Below are 18,606 nucleotides of genomic sequence, written 5' to 3'. Positions count from 1 at the left end.
TTGCGCTCCTTTTTCATATTCTATCTATTTATTCGTATTAACTTGGTTAATTAGTTCGATAAGCTCATCGCCAAACGTATGTGGATTAAGCATATTTTGTACACCGAGTGCATGTTGACCTTCATTCACTTCAATTTCATGTATCAGATGCTTCGATGCTACGATGATATCAACATTCGGTAATCGGGATTTGTAGTCGGTAACTGCACAAGAATCCATAATGTTAGGGATCCCTTTCTTATCCAGAAAATTCGCAATTTTCATTTTCATCATCATTGATGACCCTTGACCACTACCGCATACCGCCAGAATACGAATTGGTTGTCCTTCACTTATTGCAACTTCATCCATTTTTTCAACTACTGCTTCGTTTACATCCTGATGTATATCGTTTTCGATAGGTTGATTTTTTTGTTGTGCTTCTTCAGCGCGTAGTGTTTTAGCGGCAAAGAACATATACACCAATGCTAACGCAATGATTAAATAGATAAACAAATGAGAAAATGATAACCCTTGTAAGATTGGTGGGAATAGAATTGACCAATCCGCCATCCCCATCCATGAGTCAATAGGCGTGCCGTTTTGCGCAAAAATATTGATCACCCAAGCAGAGCCCAGAACTTCGATTATCCCCATTGCAAAACAGATTTTCATAACTGCTTTCCAACCACCAAAATGGTTGGCAAATACGCCAATTGTCGCATTTGAGAAAAACATTGGAATAAATCCCGGAATAATCATTATTGGGGATTTAAAGATAAGCAATAATGCGATCGCTAAGAATTGCCCTAATGCGCCCCAAATAAAACCAAAAACCATGGCATTGGGCGAAAATGCATAAATGGCAGCACAATCAATAGCAAGCACAGCATTAGGGATTAACTTTTCAGAAATGCCTTTAAATGCTTCGGATAATTCAGCAACAAACATTCGTACACCGCCCACAATAACTTGTATTGCAACGGCAAATTTAAGCCCTGTTTCGAAAATATAGATTGTCCAATGGGTTGAACCAGCCATTGTTTGAAGATTATCTAAACCAAATGAAAGAAGGATGATGCCAAAGAAGAATGTCATTACAATGGTTGTGGCAGCGATACTATCATGGAAGATATGTAACCATTTAGGTAATTTAAGATTATCAACCGAATCATTTTTATCACCCAGTTTTGGCGCTAATTTTACCGCTATCCATGAACCGAGTTGCTGTTGATGACCAATGGAAAAACCAGCCCCACCTGTTACCGCTTGGGTTGGTTTAAACATCATATTTGAGAATATCCCCCAATAGAGTGCAGTAATAATGGCGGAATAGATAATGGTTTCCCACATGCCATAACCAAATAAAAAGTAAAATAGTGCAATAAGACCGACTTGCTGAAACATAATATGACCTGTCAGCATGATCGTTCTGATACCGGTTAAACGGCGAAACAGTACAAGTGCAATGTTGATAGCAAGTGCCAATAATACTGCATAGCCAACCCAAGAATATTGATCGCCCATACCCTTTTCGACGGCCACCATCGAGGCATACGTATCAATAATCGATCCTTTAATACCATGATATTCTGATAGTTTTGCAATGACGGGTTTAAAGGTTGAAACTAACACTCCTGAACCGACTTGTAATAACATAAAACCAACAATGGTTTTAATGGTGCCTTTTAAAACGGTTGTTATGTCTTTACGTAAAAGGCAATAACCTAACATTGTCACTAAGCCAAGCAACAAAGGCGCTTTTGTCATAACTTGGCTATAAAAAATATAAAATATGTTGTAGATTACTTCCATATGTTCCTCTCATTGGTTTATCGACATCTTTAAATATCTAACGCTTTACTGTGGAGAACTAACTTCGTTTTTAAATTTTTCTATAATATTTATTGTTATATGAATAGATAAAATTTCTGATTACACTTCGTTATTCATGATTAAATAACACTTGTTATATTCTACAATCACAATTAACCATTCAATGATTATTTATGATTATTTTGATAAAGATCACTTTTCTAAATCTATCACACCCACATCTGTGATTATCATCACATTTTTAGGAAAAAACAGCGGTAAAAATTAGAAATATAATTATTATTATCAACATATTGAATCAACAATGAGTTAAATATTGGTTATAAGTATTTGACAATATTATGAATGAAAATTATTATCATTTTTGATCAAAATTAATCACTTTAATTCAACAAAGAGGTAATAATGAACGAAATATCACGACATAATGAAATAGTGGCAATGGTTAACGACAAAGGGATGTTAAGAGTGACTGAGTTAGTTTCATATTTTTCTATCTCACCGGCTACAGCTCGTCGTGATATCACTAAGCTCGATCAGGAAGGAAGAGTAAAAAAAGTACGTAACGGTATTATGCGCATCGAAGAGAAAAAGCCAATATGGGCACCAATCGGCAATAATAATACCGATCATTATCATGAAAAGGCTCGCATCGCTATTCGTGCAGCTAAGTTATGTGGTGCTGATGAAAATATTGTCATTAACTGCGGTTCAACGGCGTTTTTATTGGGTCGAGAACTCTGTGGTAAAAATGTTTCAATCATTACTAACTATTTTCCGTTAGCGTGTTACTTGATTGAACATGATCATGAAAATGTCATCATTATGGGAGGATTATATAACAAAACACAAAATATTATTCTTAACCCCATTGCGAACATTACTGATTCTTATGCTGGCAAATGGATGTTTACCAGTGGCAAGACGTTAACACCCAATGGACTTTATAAGAATGAAATATTAGGTGCAGTGGCTGAACAACAGATACTTGAAAAAATTGAAAAATTAGTTGTTGTTGTCGATAGTTCAAAAATTGAAACCAAAGCCAATTCTGGCATGCTTTTTTGTCCTGTGAATAAAATCGATATTTTAATTACCGGTAAACAAGCAAACAAGGAAGTCATTGAAAGCATTAAGGAGCAAGGTGTAGATGTTATTTTAGTTTAATTATTAAAATGTAAAAGGAACAAAGTATGAGTAAAGTGAACGAAATTACCCGAGAATCGTGGATATTAAATACCTTTCCTGAATGGGGTACTTGGCTAAATGAAGAGATTGAAGCAACAGAGGTTAAACCCAATACGTTTACCATGTGGTGGCTTGCTTGTACTGGCATTTGGTTAAAATCTGCCGGTAATACCAATATCTCCGTCGATTTTTGGTGTGGGACCGGTAAAAAAACACACGCTAATCCCTTGATGAACAAACAACATCAAATGATGCGTATGGGGGGAGTACGCGAATTACAACCTAATTTAAGAACCAGTCCATTTGTATTAGATCCTTTTGCTATTAAAGAGATTGATGCAGTAATGGCAACCCACGATCATGCCGATCATATTGATGTCAATGTGGCTGCTGCGGTCATTCAAAACTGTTCACCAAAAGTGAAATTTATTGGCCCTAAAGCTTGTGTCGAATTATGGAAAAGTTGGGGTGTACCTGAAGATCGTTGCATTGTTGCCAAAGTAGGCGAAACCATTAAAGTGGGCGATATTACCATTCGAGTGCTAGATTCTTTTGACAGAACTTCGTTAGTGACACTACCTAAAGGGGTTTCCTCAACTGATAAAGCGATTTTAGATGGCATGGATGACAGAGCCGTTAACTATCTGTTTGAAACCTCAGGTGGTTCGCTCTATCACTCGGGTGATTCTCATTACTCTAACTATTATGCCAAACATGGTAATGATTACAAAATCGATGTTGCGTTACTTTCTTATGGTGAAAATCCGCGTGGGGTCACCGATAAAATGACCTCTTCAGATATTTTGCGTGCTGCGGAATCACTGAAAACCCAAGTTGTGATTCCTTTTCATCATGATATTTGGGCAAATTTCCAAAGTGATCCTCGTGAAATTGAAGTGCTTTGGCAAATAAAGAAAGATCGTTTGGAATATCAATTTACGCCTTTCTTCTGGCAAGTTGGCGGTAAATATACTTATCCAACAGATAAAAACAAAATGCACTATCAGCATTATCGTGGATTTAGAGACATCTTTACCGATGAGCCTGAATTACCTTATCGATCTTTCTTGTAATTTGTTTCGAAATTAAGATCAATAATTTTTGTGGACAGTGAATAAGATTCAATGTCCACTTTTTATATTCTCTGCCATGAATAAATGTGGAATCAATTCACTTAAATTATCTATCTGTTTTTATGAATAAACTAATAAGAAAATGAAAATACTAGACATTAATATATTTTTGTCTATCCGGAAGCCAACAGTCAATCAGCTCTTTCACACTTTCGGGGTGTTGTTGTTGTAAAAAATAAGAGGCTTTTTGAACTTGACTTATCAAATGTTGATCACGGATTAAATCCACAACTTTGAAGTTAGCTATCCCCATTTGACGCGTGCCCAAAATCTCCCCACTACCACGTATTTCTAAATCTTTTTGCGCAATCACGAAACCATCATTACTGTCACGCATGACTTTCATTCTTGCTTGTGCAACTTTGCTTAATGGGGCTTGATACATTAATACACAATGAGATACCGCCGTTCCTCGACCTACACGACCACGTAATTGATGCAATTGCGCCAGACCTAATCTTTCCGCATTTTCAATAATCATCAAGCTTGCATTTGGCACATCGACACCCACTTCAATAACCGTTGTGGCGACAAGCAATTGGATGACACCTTGTTTAAAATTCTGCATTACCGATTGTTTTTCGTCCGACTTCATTTTGCCATGAACCAGCCCAATCGTTAAATGTGGCATTTTTTCTTTGAGCTCTTCAACCAGTATTTCAGCGGCTTGAGCATCTAATGTTTCCGATTCTTCGACTAATGTACAAACCCAATAGACTTGACGATTTTCCAGGCAAGCTTGATTAACGCGTTCAATAATTTCATCACGCCGAGAATTTGGAATCACAACAGTTGTGACAGGTGTGCGCCCCGGGGGTAACTCATCAATGATAGAGACATCTAAGTCAGCATATACCGTCATGGCTAATGTTCGTGGAATCGGAGTAGCTGTCATAATTAGCTGATGAGGATAGTCGTTATCTTTGATTCCCTTTTCCCACAAACTCAGTCTTTGATTCACACCAAAGCGATGCTGTTCATCGATAATCACCAGTCCTAAAGAAGCAAATTCAACTTTATCAACAAATACGGCATGTGTGCCAATTAACAATCTAATATCCCCACTTTTTACTTGTTCATAACGCAATCTTTTATTTTTAGCAGTCAAACGCCCTGATAACCAATCAACGGTAATACCCAAAGGATCAAACCATTGTTTAAAGTTATTATAATGTTGCTCAGCTAATATCTCGGTCGGTGCCATTAAGACAACCTGCGCACCATTTTCAATCGCATTTAATGCCGCTAAAGCCGCGACTAATGTTTTGCCAGATCCCACATCCCCTTGAATTAATCGCATCATAGGGACAGGTTTTGCCATATCGTGATAGATATCGTGTACAACACGTTGTTGTGCGTTAGTGGGTTTAAAAGGGAGTGATGCTAAAAAAGGCTCTATAAATTGTTGCGTTGGGCGATAAATACGGGCTTGCTGTTTTTGGTTATCAACTTTTAGCATTAACATACTCAGATGATAAGCAAGTAACTCTTCAAAAATAAAACGTTTGATAGCAGGATGTTCCCCTGCAGATAATTGTGTGATATCGGTACCAATTGGAGGATTGTGAATGATATTTAATGATTCCAATGCTGGTAAAAAATGATTTGCTATTGACTTAGGCAGAATTTCTTTGGATGGATTACGTTTTAACAGTAATAACGCAGAAGCAATTAATTTACGAATGACATTTTGAGTTAATCCATAGGTGGTTGGATAGACTGGGGTATATTTTTCTTGATCATCCAATAATTTTTTAGATTTGTCTGCTGGATTAGCAATAATTTTATATTGAGGATGAATAATTTCAGCGCCTAATTTTCCTTTTTTTATCTCACCATAAGCACTAACCCAATTGCCAAGTGCTAAACTTGCTTTTATGCCTGCATTGAAATGCATGAATCTTAATATTGCTATGCCCGAATCATCTTGAATATGACAAATTAACATTTGTCGACGTCTAAGCACCACTTCACACTTGATGATTCGACCTTCTATGGTAGTGTGCTCACCAATAGCAACCTCACTTATAGGACAAGATGAGGTGCGATCTTCGTAACGTAACGGAAAGTGTAATAAAAGATCTTGAACAGTATAGATACCTAATGCATTGAATTTTTTTTCAAGGTTAGAGCCAATTCCGCTCAATTTTATTATCGGAACCTGACTTAAAAATCGATTTGCCATCATCGCTTATTAATATTACGTGAGACACTTACAACATCTTGCTGCAATGAAATTTTACGCATTAACTCATTGAGCTGCTGACGATTTTTAACTTCAACTTGCAAAATGACTGTATAAATTTGTCGATCTTTCTGTTCGGTATTAAGCCATTGCAAATGCGCTTTTTCATCATTAATAATTGAAAGAATATGCCCAAGAGCTCCTTGGTTGTTGGAGATATCAACCCATATTTCAGCAACAAATTGTTGAGTGATATCAGTCGCCCATTTTAAAGAGATGTATTTTTCAGGATTATTTTGGTATCCCGTGACATTTCGACATGATTCATGATGGACAATTAATCCTTTTTCAGGACTCACTTGACCGACAATCGGATCATCGGGAATTGGGTGACAACATTTCGAAAATGTGACTAAAACCCCTTCACTACCAGTAATGACTAAGGTTTTATTTGTATCGTTGTTATTTTGAAACAATTCTTTGTGTTCTAACCCTTTGACAATAAAATGGCTCATTATATTACCAAGACCAATCTCGGCTAAGACATCATCAAAAGATTGTAACTGCGTTATCTCAACAATTTTCGCAATTTGTTTAGCTTTAAGTGAATTGATGCCACCTGTTTTTAATAATGACAGATTCAATAGTCTTCTACCTAATTCAATTGCATCATCACGTTTTAACATTTTTAACGCTTGTCTAATACGTGATCTGGCTTTAGCACTCACAACAAAATTAAGCCAATTTGCATTCGGACGACCTTCAGGCGACGTGATAATTTCAACGGTTTGACCATTACTTAATGGCTGTGAAAGTGGATAAGGTTTTCGGTCAACAATTGCGCCGATACATTGATAGCCAATATCAGAATGGACAGCGTAAGCAAGATCTACGGCGGTTGAACCTTCCGGTAACTGTACTATTCTTCCTTTAGGGGTAAAAACATAAATTTCTTTCGGAAACAGGTCAGATTTCACATTTTCAATAAATTCAAAAGAGTTACCCACACTTTGTTGCAACTCTAATAGACTTTGCATCCAACGCTGTGCCTTGATTTGCGCCGTTGTATTATTCAGCTCATCATTGGCATTATAAACCCAATGTGCGGCAACACCCATTTCAGCCATTTGATCCATATCTTCAGTACGTATTTGCACTTCAACTGGCGTACCATGTGGTCCAATTAATGAAGAATGCAATGACTGATAACCGTTAGCTTTAGGAATTGCAATATAGTCTTTGAAGCGATTAAGGCGAGGTTTATACAGATTGTGAACAAGACCAAGTGCACGATAACAGGCATCAACATCTTTCACAACGATCCGAAAAATATAAATATCCATGATAGAATGAAAATGCTGTTCACGCATTTGCATTTTTTGATAAATCACGTAGATATTTTTTTCTAATCCTTCAACTTCCGCCTCGATATTTGCTTCAGCTAAACGACCACGAATTTCCGATAAAATCTGTTGAATTAATTCTTTACGTGTACCTCGAGCTGCTTTTATCACATTTTCAATTACTTTGGCTCGATTAGGATGCATCGCCGTGAATCCTAAAATTTCGAGTTCAGTTTTAATATGGTGAATACCTAAACGGTGAGCTAATGGAGCATAAATTTCAAGCGTTTCTTTTGCAATACGACGGCGTTTGTCTGGTCTTAATGCCGCAAGTGTTCGCATATTATGCGTACGATCAGCCAGTTTAATTAAAATCACTCGCACATCTTCGGTCATGGCGAGCACCATTTTCCGAAAATTTTCAGCTTGAGCCTCTTGTCGATTACGAAATTTTAATTTATCAAGTTTGGATACACCTTCAACTAACACTGCAACATGTTTACCAAAATGATTTGTGATATCTTGGAAAGTAACTGGTGTATCTTCAATCGTATCATGTAATAGTGCAGCAATGATGGTTTCATAATCAAGCCGCATATCGGCTAAAATCGATGCCACAGCAACAGGATGCGTGACATAAGGTTCACCACTAGATCGAAATTGCCCTTCATGTGCTTTCTGAGCAAAAAGATAAGCATCTTTAATAAGTTCAACTTGTTTGGGTGGAAGATAAGATGCTACAACCTCTTTTAAGCTATCAAAATATTGCATAGGCAATTCCTATAGCGCTTATTCGTATGATGGCGTATTTTCAAGAAGGATCGATTCATGCAGTGTAGAACGCACTTCTGCTTCTTCTTCCTGACGAGCTTGAAAATCAGCTGTATCAAGAATTTGTTTATTAACAAGACCATCTTCAATTTCACGTAAAGCAACAACGGTTTCTTTATCGTTTTCTTCTGGAATTAATGGTGATTTGTTTTCAACTTGCAATTGACGTGCGCGTCTTGCTGCAACTAAAACTAGATCAAAGCGATTACCAATTTTTTCTACAGCATCTTGAACAGTTACTCGAGCCATTTTTACCTCTAATGTATTTACTAGTTTATGTAATTTGGAAGATCCGTTATTTTACTTAATTTTGTGGGGAATTGTCTATATTAATATCATACTATTGTTAAGATAGTTAAAATTAACCATTCCTAGTCTAAAAAACATCACATTATCGTTTAACTTAATCCAAAATATCGAGCCAAACATTAGAAGCAATTATTGGTTTATTTAACAAATAACGACGTAAAGCATCTAACGCTATTGCTGAAAAAGTTTGTAACTCTTCATGCCGTGAAAGTTTTCGACCAATATATTTTAAATTAACTTGGATAGTTTGCTTTGCTGTGGTAATGATTAACGTAAATTGACTGTTCTTTTCTTTGAAATTAACCATACCTAATACAATATCAGCTCTATATTGGGTCATAATATGCCAAAGATAATCTTTGGGATCTTCAAATAATAATGGAATCACTTCTGATTTTGCGATGGGTGCATCGGTTTCAAATAATTGATAACTAATTATCCCTGCTGATTGTTGTTCGACCACTGCGATAGTTAAATCTTTTTCATGTAACAGCCCTGAAACAACTTTGGCTAAACCGAGTTCACTGTCTTTGCTAATCATGCCTTCGTAAAGCAAATTGTCATCAACAATAGATTTAGTTTTTCGCCATAAACTATCCAGCGTGTCTTTTTTGTGTTGAGGACCACTCAATTTTAATTCAATAATAGGCATCGCAGCACGATAACCAATCACGATATCTTTTGGAATATCTAATTTAGATGTTAGCTCGGTGGCTAAATCACTTTCAGTGCGCCCGATAATAGTTAATCGATAACAGAGCGTTTTTTCTAATTTTGGAAAGGATAATTTAATTTCTGGTAATACAAGAGTTTTGATCATCTCTTTAAATTCAGCAGGCACACCAGGCGTAAAAAACACAATACAGCCGTTGATGTGCATTTTAAATCCGCAGGCTGTTCCTATTGGATTATCAATTAATACAGCACTTTGCGGCAATAAAGCTTGTTTAAGGTTGCTTGACGGCATCACGTTACCGCAACTGGCAAAATAACGTTCAATTTGTGTCAACCACTGCTGATTGAGTACCAGTGCTTCATGATTGGCTAAAGCTGCCGCTTGTGCTGTTAAATCGTCACTGGTTGGCCCAAGCCCCCCATTAACAATAATGATATCATTGATCAGACTACGTTCTTGTAATGTTTGGGTAAGCTGGTTAAGATTATCACCAACTGTGTGGCGAGTCGTGATTAAAATACCTTCTTGAAAAAATAGTTCAGAAAGCCAAGCTGCATTCGTATCGGTTATTTGACCATATAAAATTTCATCGCCGGTACTTATCATTTCGATCTTAACGTGATTATTGTTCTTATTCATCATGGTTCTGCACCTTTTGACATCATTAATTGAACAAAAAAGGGGGCGTTAATTAATCCGTATCCTCGTCTTCATTTTTATTGTCCATATGTTCCCTACTTTGAACTAACTTAACAGCAAAATAGAGATCGTAAGTAAATTCAATGTAATCATGATCAGGGGTAATATTCATTTGTTTAAACCAATTTTTAAGGGTTTTGCGTCTACCTGATAAGATTAAAACCACATTACGTACTTTTAATGCATTAACTAATTCGTTAATACCCGATAATACACTGACATCTTTATAAGTAAAGCAAGGAATCGCATCGACGATAACATAATTAACAGATTGCTCTGATTCGTCAATATAACTAATGATTCTTCGTTTAAAATAAGCAATATTAAAATACGTTAAAGGTGAATTGAATCGATAAATTATCGTATTACTAACAGGTTTAACATCTTTGCCTAATGAATGAATTCGTCCGTCATCATCAACCCCTAATAACTGATCTTTAGGTCGAAAAACGCGACGTAGAAACAAAAAGATGCCTAATAATACTGCTAAAGCCATACCCGGTATAATACCGATAAGTAATACCGCAATAAATGTTGATAAGCTTAAATAAAATGCGTCACGGTCATATTTAAAAAAACGCAAAATTGTTTGTACATTAATTAGCGAGATCGAGGAATATATCAAAATCACGCCAAGGACACTTGTTGGAATATATTGTAACGGTGACAACAAAAAGAGTACCACAAATCCTATTAATGCCGCAGCAATGATCGATACAAGCTGAGTTTTTCCACCATTCGCATCGTTCACTGCCGTTCGTGACGAAGTACCACTTACAACAAATCCTTGTGATAGACCTGCTGCAATATTTGCCATGCCTAATGCCTTAAATTCAACATCGGCATTCGTTTCATAATTATTTTTTGTCGCAAAACTTCGTACGGTAATCATCATACTCACAAAACAGATAACAGCAATGTTCAATGAGGGAACAACTAAATCACGCATTAATCCTTTGTCAAAATCAATCCAAGCTTCCAATGGTATAAAATCACCAGTTACATTACCAATAATGTGGATATCAAAATGTTCAAAATTAAACAGCCATGAAAATAAAGTCATTATCACAACGGCAAAAAGTGGTGCCGGGTAACGTGGTTTATATTTCTTAAAAGCAATGAGAATCAATAATGTTATGAAAGATATAAATGTCGTGCCTAAATGTGATTGATAAAGCTTAACCGGTAAATAAACCACACGTTCAATAAGGTAAGAATAGTCATAATGAAAACCAAATGTTTTCGCTAATTGATCGACAATGATTGTAATAGAAATACCATTTAACAAACCAATCAAAATAGGTTGACTGAGTAAATCTGCTAAGGCGCCAAGATGAAATTTGCCGGCAATGATGCACCAAATACCAATCATAATTGTCAGCAGCACCACCAGTTGCCAACGTAACATGGGATCATCTGCAGCTAAAGGAAAAACAACCGCAGCAACCACCGCACACGTTGCGGTATCGGGTCCTACAATCAACTGTTTAGACGATCCAAAAAGGGCATAGACAATAAGCGGTAAAATAGTTGAGTATAGCCCCGCAATAGCACCAACACCTGTTAGCTCAGCATAAGCAATCGATACCGGTAAGGATACCGCGGCTACGGATAATCCGGCTTTTATATCTGCGTTTAAATATTCACGTTTATAATGTAAGAAACTGATTAGTCCTGGCATCCATAATGTGATTTTTTGGAAAAACGTACTACTGACTAACTTTCCCATTTTTCATCCTATTTCCCTGCTATACTCATTTTATCTATCAATATTGAACCACATTGAATATTGCTGCGTGTTTCAAGATCATTCCCTATTGCTACAATATTTTTATACATATCTTTTAGGTTATTAGCAACGGTTATTTCATTTATTGGATATTGAATTTCACCTTTTTCAACCCAAAAACCTGTCGCACCACGTGAATAGTCGCCCGTTACATTATTCACACCTTGCCCCATAAGCGAAGTAATCACAACCCCTTTATCCAATTTTTTCAACATGGTTTTAAAATCAGCATCATGCTCACTTGGCGATACAAGCCAGTTATGAATTCCTCCCGCATGACCTGTTGATGTTAAACCAAGCTTTCTGGCTGAATAATGACTAAGCAAGTAGGTTTGCAATACACCGTTTTCAATGATATTTCGTTTAATTGTTTTGGTTCCTTCACTATCAAAAGGCGATGAACCAACACCTTTTAAAATATGTGGATCTTCAAAAATAGTTAGCCATGAAGGAAAAATCTGTTTACCCACGCTATCAAGTAAAAATGATGATTTGCGATAGATTGCACCGCCACTAATTGCACCCACTAAGTGCCTTATTAATCCAACTGCAACTTCTGCACTAAACAGTACGGGTACTTGCATGGTAGAAATTTGTTTAGCCCCTAAATGCGCAATTGTTCTTTCTGCTGCTTGCTGCCCAACCCAACTAGGGGATTTGAGAGCCTTAATATCACGCGATGAAGTGTAAGCATAGTTTCGTTCCATTTTTCCCGCCTGTTCAGCAATCGCTGTACAAGACAACGAATGAGAACTTGCACAGTAGCCTTGTAACATACCAAGACTATTACCATATACATACACACCATATTTACTACTAAAATAACCGCCGTCACTACTCATAATGTCAGCATTGGCAAGGGCTGCTAGCTCAGCTTGTTTTGCCTGCTCAATAGCCTTATCCACGTCTAAATCACTGGGATAAAAAAGATCTAAATCAGGAGGATTCAATGCCATCTGATCTAAGTTTCCTAAACCAGAACAAGGATCAGCAGAAGTATATTGCATAATATTAATTGCCATATCGATAGCTTGATTTATTGCATGTGGCGATAAATCATTAGTTGATGCATTTCCTTTGCGTTGTTCTTTATAAACGGTTATAGATAATGCACCATCACTATTAAATTCAACATTTTCAGTTTCCCCTTGACGAGTACTTACACCAATACCAGTTGCTTGGTTAATTGAAACTTCAACTGAATCAACACGAGGTTTAGCCAGTTCAATAGCTTGAGCAACAATATTTGATAACTTATCTTGTTGTCTTTGGGCATCTTTTTTAATCTGTTCAATACTCATTTTATTATTTTCTACAATTCTGCTAGTGATACGTTATAATAAGCCAGAATTCAATTTTAGTTAACTATTAACAAAAGAAATCCTATGAATAACCCTAAAGATTTAATCATTGACCAAGAATTTGATACTGATATGGATGATGAAATTATTTATGTCAGTAAAAGTGAAATCAAACGAGATGCCGAAATTTTAAAAAAGATGGGCGTCGAATTGGTTAATTTAAGCAAAAATGAACTGACTAAAATCCCCCTTGATGAAGATTTACTTTATGCTATCGAACTTGCTCAAAAAATCAAAAAAGAGGGATATCGAAGACAAATACAATATATTGGCAAATTGCTTCGTAGCCGCAATATCGATCCTATCACGCAAGCTTTAGACAAGCTCAAAAACCGTCATAACCAACAAGTTGCCTTATTTCATAAACTTGAAAAGTTACGTGACGAATTGATTGAAACAGGTGATGCAGAAAACATTATCGAACTCTTTCCTATAGCAGACAGACAACAACTGCGTACGCTTGCCCGTCAGGCTAAAAAAGAACGAGAATCCAATAAACCACCAAAAACAGCCAAACAGATTTTTCAATACTTAAAAGAATTGAGCAACGCCGAATAATCTTTATAATGTTCGCTCATTTCATATCAGAAACAATATTGTAAATTATTAACCAAGATAGAGGATACAAAAATGGGACTTTTAAATGTACCAGCAGGTAAAGAATTACCGGATGATATTTATGTAGTAATTGAAATTCCAGCAAATTCGGATCCAATTAAATATGAAGTAGACAAAGATACAGGTGCAGTTTTTGTTGACCGTTTTATGGCAACAGCAATGTTTTATCCATGTAACTATGGTTATATTAATAACACATTATCGCTTGATGGCGATCCTGTTGACGTTTTAGTTCCAACACCGTATCCATTACAACCTGGTTCAGTGATTCGTTGCCGTCCTGTTGGTGTATTAAAAATGACTGATGAAGCCGGTCAAGATGCTAAATTGGTTGCAGTACCACATACTAAATTATCTAAAGAGTATGATCACATCAAAGATGTGGATGATTTACCTGAATTACTAAAATCTCAAATTAAACACTTTTTCGAACAATACAAAGCATTAGAAAAAGGAAAATGGGTAAAAGTTGACGGTTGGGAAAATGCCGATGCTGCTCGCAAAGAAATTATTGAATCTTTTGAGAGAGCTAAAAAATAATTAATATTTGCTATCAATTTTCATAATAATGGTTAATTAAAAGCTATAAGTCTTTACTTATAGCTTTTATTTTTAAATAAAGAATAGCAGAAAGTAATTAAATCAATAACAATGCCTTTTTAACAGATGAGATGAAAAATAAGTGAATATCCAATTTAGTGCTATTTAGCTTAGATAATTTGCGCTGGCAATCTTATCTCAATAAGGCAAGTTGCAAGCCTTATATGACATAAATGACATAATTAACCACATTGTGATTCACATCTTTAACAGTAAGTTGTAAACCTACAGATAAAACGTATGTAAACGTTTGATATAAAGAAACGATAAAACAATGTATTCAAAAGAAACCTAAAAGTAATCGTTAATACTAATTTTTAAATTTACATCTTACATGCCTTAATCTGCTTAAATAATCTTTACTTTCGAAATAAATTTAAATCAAAAACCCTTCAATAATTTGCTATTTATCAAATTTAACCATTATATCTAAAAATTTTATAAAAAACTTCATCCTAAGATGAAAAAATTGTCATTAATATCTTGCTTTCGATTATAAATTATGCGGTAATAGTAACAGACTTATGAAGCAATATTTTTTTATGAAAACGTTTAACAATTAGGAGGTGTTTTTAACGCATCATCTAGTTTGTAAGTTGATTAATTTATATTGCATAAAAGTCTATACGTGCCTTAAAGGCAAAATATTAATTATTGTTAGGATATCTAGTAAATGAATAAGAAAACAGGCCAAGTAAAATGGTTTAACGAGAGTAAAGGTTTTGGATTTATCACACCAACCGATGGGAGCAAAGACGTATTTGTTCACTTTTCAGCAATCTCGGGGGAAGGTTTTAAAACTCTAGCTGAAGGTCAACAAGTCGAATTTGCTATTCAAGATAGCCCTCGCGGACCAGCGGCATCAGAAGTTGTCGTAATCTAATTAATATCGTAGTATATATATTAGTGAAAACGCTCATTTTTAAAAAATGAGCGTTTTTATTTTGTAAAGCTATAAGATTTTAGCGAAAAAAAAGTGACCACTTGGTCACTTTTTAGAAAACTAAAAATTAGTCATTATTTTTTAGATACAACCGCAATTAAATCTAAAACTTTATTTGAATAGCCAACTTCGTTATCGTACCAAGAAACTAATTTAACGAAAGTATCGCTGATTTGGATACCCGCTTTTGCATCAAATACAGAAGTACAAACTTCACCTAAGAAATCAGTTGAAACAACATCATCTTCAGTGTAACCAAGAACGCCTTTCATTGGGCCTTCTGAAGCCGCTTTGATCACTTTACAGATATCTTCATATTTAGCAGGTTTTGCTAAACGAGCAGTTAAGTCAACAACAGAAACATCTGGAGTTGGAACACGGAAAGCCATACCAGTTAATTTACCGTTTAATTCAGGAATAACTTTACCTACTGCTTTAGCTGCACCAGTTGATGAAGGGATGATGTTTTGTGCTGCACCACGACCACCACGCCAATCTTTGTGAGATGGACCATCTACCGTTTTTTGAGTAGCTGTAGTTGCATGAACAGTTGTCATTAAGCCTTCAACGATACCAAAGTTATCATTGATTACTTTAGCTAAAGGCGCTAAACAGTTAGTGGTACATGACGCATTAGATACGATATCTTGACCAGCATAATCTTTATCATTAACACCCATAACAAACATAGGCGTGCTATCTTTAGAAGGACCAGTTAAAACAACTTTTTTAGCACCCGCTTGGATGTGTTTACGAGCAGTTGCATCATCTAAGAATAAACCTGTTGCTTCAGCAACAACATCAACACCCACTTCGTTCCATTTTAAGTTTGCAGGATCTCTTTCAGCTGTAACGCGGATTGTTTTACCGTTAACGATTAATTTGCCATCTTTAACTTCAACAGTACCATCAAAACGACCGTGAGTTGAATCATATTTAAGCATGTACGCCATATACTCAACGTCTAATAAATCATTGATAGCAACGATTTCAACATCAGAGCGTTTTTGTGCAGCACGGAAAACAATACGACCAATACGGCCAAATCCATTAATACCTACTTTGATTGTCATAAAAATTACCTTCTTTATTTGTGTTAAATGATAAAATAACTAACAGTAAACTACCAAATTTTTAAGGTTTATTCAAGCTGATTCAGAATAATTGGCAAGAATAAATTAAAATGAAAATTATCTTAATAATCATAGGATATAGGTTAGTTATATTTTATATAAGACTGTGATTGGATTGAGCAATGACAATGATAATTTTTAACTAAATTGTCAGAGTTAAATTGATCATAATTAAGGTGCTAAATTTTAGATAATCGCACGATTACATTTAATAAATTAAAAGGTATCAATTAATCCATATCAGACGTTAAGTTATACTAAAAGACGATTAAAATAAAAAAACCCACATTATCAATTTTGTGGGATTCTATTTTTGAGCGATAATTAACAATTATTATAAAGAACTCATCTTATCAATAAATTGTTTTAAATGGTTTCTGATATCCTCACCTTGCGTATAATGTGCTTCAGATTTTAACGTTGATTTGGACTTCCACTCGCCTGCTTGTGAGTTATGAAATTTACTTGGAACATCACCCGTATAGATATAATCCGTTTTAGAAGAGATGGCTTCGCTTATCAAACGTTTAGAATTACTGATTTCTCCGGTTATTTCGATATCAGTAGTAAAAATGTATTTTTTTGAATTAGTGATAGTCTTTAAATTGAATTTTTGCTCTTTATAAATTGGAACTTTAATTTTATTACCCTTATCATCGGTTTTTTCGCTCATTCTTTCTACATATTTTTCTGTTTTTACTTCATTTTTTTCATACGGTTTCATATGAATATAGTCAGATTTGGCATTAATATCTATAATGATATTAGCTTGTGAACTATGATCAACAAAGTATATATAATCAGCGTTAAAAACTTGTTTTACCCAGCTAAGATAGTCGGAATCTTTAACATACACATTAACGCGTCCCTTTAATTTACAACGACTCGCTCTAGCGCTGGCATCACGGTATGAACCGAACTGTTCATAGGCTGAATTGGCTGCCTCATAATATTTAGCCGCTTCACGATAAATTTCGCGTTTATAAGCTATTTTTTCAAGTGACGAGGCTTTTTCATAATACTCTTTTGCTAGCGCAGTAACATGTTTTCTTTTATTATCCTCATAGAGTTTAAAACTATCTTTATATTCGCCTATTGGCTTATAAACTTCCCAAGCTTTAAGATATTCTAGGGATGCTTCATGATAACTACCCTGTTGCGAAAATGTTTTACCTAAATCATAGTGTTGTTTTGCTTCAATATCCAGATGTTGCTTTTTAGCATTTTTATATAAAGTAAAAATATCTTTATATTTATACCGTTCTGAACCTTTTAAATATAAGTCAGCTTTTATTTTGTAACTTTCACTATCCGTACCTTTTATCGAATTACCATAATCGTAATACTCTTTTGCAATAAGTTGATCTAATTTACTCACTGGATATTTATCGTTAAAAAATGCAACAGTTTGACTATAAAAACGATTAACTAACATTAAATTGATTTTTCGAAGCGATTCATAACTATCAATACGTGCTTGATAATCAGTACTAGCACTACTATTAATGATTGTCTCGTAATGTTTCATCACATTACTAACCAATCCCCGTAATTTTTCGGCACTTTCTTCATTAAATTTTGCTTCGCCTTTTTCACTAATAGTAGCCGTTAATAAACTAATACTTTCTACATATTTCCCTTCATTATATGCCTGATCAGCCGTACGAACATGGCAAGCAGTTAAACAAAACACCAACAAAATCGCTAAAACTATCCGCATATTATTTCCTTTCTCTATTTATTAATTAATTATCAGACAGTTAGAATAAAAACAGTTTGATTTAGTGATCTTATGAAAAAAATTAATCTTATTTTTTTCATTTAATGCTAAATTTTTAAACAATTACGGGGATTAATTTTAGAAATAATTTCATTTTTTTATTAAAGCAAAAAAGACTTTTTTTAAACTAAAGATGAATAAATTTCTACCATAAATTCACAAATCATTATATAATATAGAGAAATTAAAAAATACCATTAAGT

14 protein-coding genes are annotated in these 18,606 nt (G+C 35.0%); 5 read left to right on the top strand and 9 right to left on the bottom strand.

Annotated elements, in window-relative coordinates:
* Positions 1-24 precede the first annotated feature (24 nt).
* Positions 25-1,794 carry a PTS ascorbate-specific subunit IIBC gene (locus tag ACGH4F_RS08430; RefSeq protein WP_267378225.1) on the bottom strand — a complete coding sequence of 590 codons (1,770 nt, stop codon included), beginning with the start codon at positions 1,792-1,794 and terminating at the stop codon, positions 25-27.
* 426 nt (positions 1,795-2,220) lie between these two features.
* Between ACGH4F_RS08430 and ulaR the strand changes: the two genes are divergently transcribed.
* Positions 2,221-2,982, top strand: a complete 762-nt coding sequence (ulaR, locus tag ACGH4F_RS08425) for an HTH-type transcriptional regulator UlaR (RefSeq protein ID WP_267378223.1) — start codon at positions 2,221-2,223, stop codon at positions 2,980-2,982.
* A 26-nt stretch (positions 2,983-3,008) separates the two neighbouring features.
* Complete coding sequence (gene ulaG / locus ACGH4F_RS08420) at positions 3,009-4,076, top strand: L-ascorbate 6-phosphate lactonase (RefSeq protein ID WP_411590843.1); 1,068 nt, start codon at positions 3,009-3,011, stop codon at positions 4,074-4,076.
* A 151-nt stretch (positions 4,077-4,227) separates the two neighbouring features.
* Here the strand turns inward: ulaG and recG are convergent, their stop codons facing one another.
* The 6 genes from recG to pmbA all read right to left on the bottom strand — a co-directional run bounded on the left by recG (position 4,228) and on the right by pmbA (position 13,269).
* A complete protein-coding gene (gene recG / locus ACGH4F_RS08415; protein ID WP_411590841.1) occupies positions 4,228-6,321 on the bottom strand; it encodes an ATP-dependent DNA helicase RecG in 2,094 nt (697 codons plus the stop codon).
* Positions 6,321-8,435: a bifunctional GTP diphosphokinase/guanosine-3',5'-bis pyrophosphate 3'-pyrophosphohydrolase gene (gene spoT / locus ACGH4F_RS08410; protein ID WP_267351382.1), complete on the bottom strand. Its 2,115-nt coding sequence runs from the start codon at positions 8,433-8,435 to the stop codon at positions 6,321-6,323. The genes recG and spoT overlap by 1 nt, the downstream gene beginning before the upstream one ends.
* A gap of 18 nt (positions 8,436-8,453) precedes the next feature.
* The gene (gene rpoZ / locus ACGH4F_RS08405; RefSeq protein WP_220216796.1) at positions 8,454-8,744 is read right to left on the bottom strand and encodes a DNA-directed RNA polymerase subunit omega; all 291 of its coding nucleotides are present in this window, start codon (positions 8,742-8,744) and stop codon (positions 8,454-8,456) included.
* Between the two features lie 154 nt (positions 8,745-8,898).
* Positions 8,899-10,122 carry a CinA family nicotinamide mononucleotide deamidase-related protein gene (locus ACGH4F_RS08400; protein WP_411590840.1) on the bottom strand — a complete coding sequence of 408 codons (1,224 nt, stop codon included), beginning with the start codon at positions 10,120-10,122 and terminating at the stop codon, positions 8,899-8,901.
* A gap of 49 nt (positions 10,123-10,171) precedes the next feature.
* Positions 10,172-11,908 carry a SulP family inorganic anion transporter gene (locus ACGH4F_RS08395; RefSeq protein ID WP_411590838.1) on the bottom strand — a complete coding sequence of 579 codons (1,737 nt, stop codon included), beginning with the start codon at positions 11,906-11,908 and terminating at the stop codon, positions 10,172-10,174.
* Between the two features lie 8 nt (positions 11,909-11,916).
* Positions 11,917-13,269 carry a metalloprotease PmbA gene (gene pmbA / locus ACGH4F_RS08390; protein WP_411590837.1) on the bottom strand — a complete coding sequence of 451 codons (1,353 nt, stop codon included), beginning with the start codon at positions 13,267-13,269 and terminating at the stop codon, positions 11,917-11,919.
* A gap of 84 nt (positions 13,270-13,353) precedes the next feature.
* On the opposite strand from pmbA, the gene yjgA reads away from it, so the two are divergent.
* The 3 genes from yjgA (at position 13,354) to ACGH4F_RS08375 (ending at position 15,430) form a co-directional block, all read left to right on the top strand.
* Positions 13,354-13,887, top strand: coding sequence for a ribosome biogenesis factor YjgA (gene yjgA / locus ACGH4F_RS08385; RefSeq protein WP_267361241.1), 534 nt, complete (start codon positions 13,354-13,356; stop codon positions 13,885-13,887).
* Positions 13,888-13,959: 72 nt separating this feature from the next.
* The gene (gene ppa, locus ACGH4F_RS08380; protein ID WP_065559243.1) at positions 13,960-14,487 is read left to right on the top strand and encodes an inorganic diphosphatase; all 528 of its coding nucleotides are present in this window, start codon (positions 13,960-13,962) and stop codon (positions 14,485-14,487) included.
* A 733-nt stretch (positions 14,488-15,220) separates the two neighbouring features.
* Complete coding sequence (locus ACGH4F_RS08375) at positions 15,221-15,430, top strand: cold shock domain-containing protein (protein WP_065559242.1); 210 nt, start codon at positions 15,221-15,223, stop codon at positions 15,428-15,430.
* A gap of 134 nt (positions 15,431-15,564) precedes the next feature.
* Here the strand turns inward: ACGH4F_RS08375 and gapA are convergent, their stop codons facing one another.
* Positions 15,565-16,563: a glyceraldehyde-3-phosphate dehydrogenase gene (gene gapA / locus ACGH4F_RS08370; RefSeq protein ID WP_411590834.1), complete on the bottom strand. Its 999-nt coding sequence runs from the start codon at positions 16,561-16,563 to the stop codon at positions 15,565-15,567.
* Between the two features lie 394 nt (positions 16,564-16,957).
* On the bottom strand, positions 16,958-18,343 hold the full coding sequence (locus tag ACGH4F_RS08365; RefSeq protein WP_411590833.1) for a hypothetical protein: 1,386 nt from the start codon (positions 18,341-18,343) through the stop codon (positions 16,958-16,960).
* Positions 18,344-18,606: the final 263 nt, after the last annotated feature.

Origin of the sequence: Gilliamella sp. CG35, assembly GCF_046635745.1 — a bacterium.
Taxonomy (GTDB): Bacteria; Pseudomonadota; Gammaproteobacteria; order Enterobacterales; family Orbaceae; genus Gilliamella; species Gilliamella apicola_I.
This window is presented reverse-complemented; position numbering and strand designations above follow the sequence as displayed.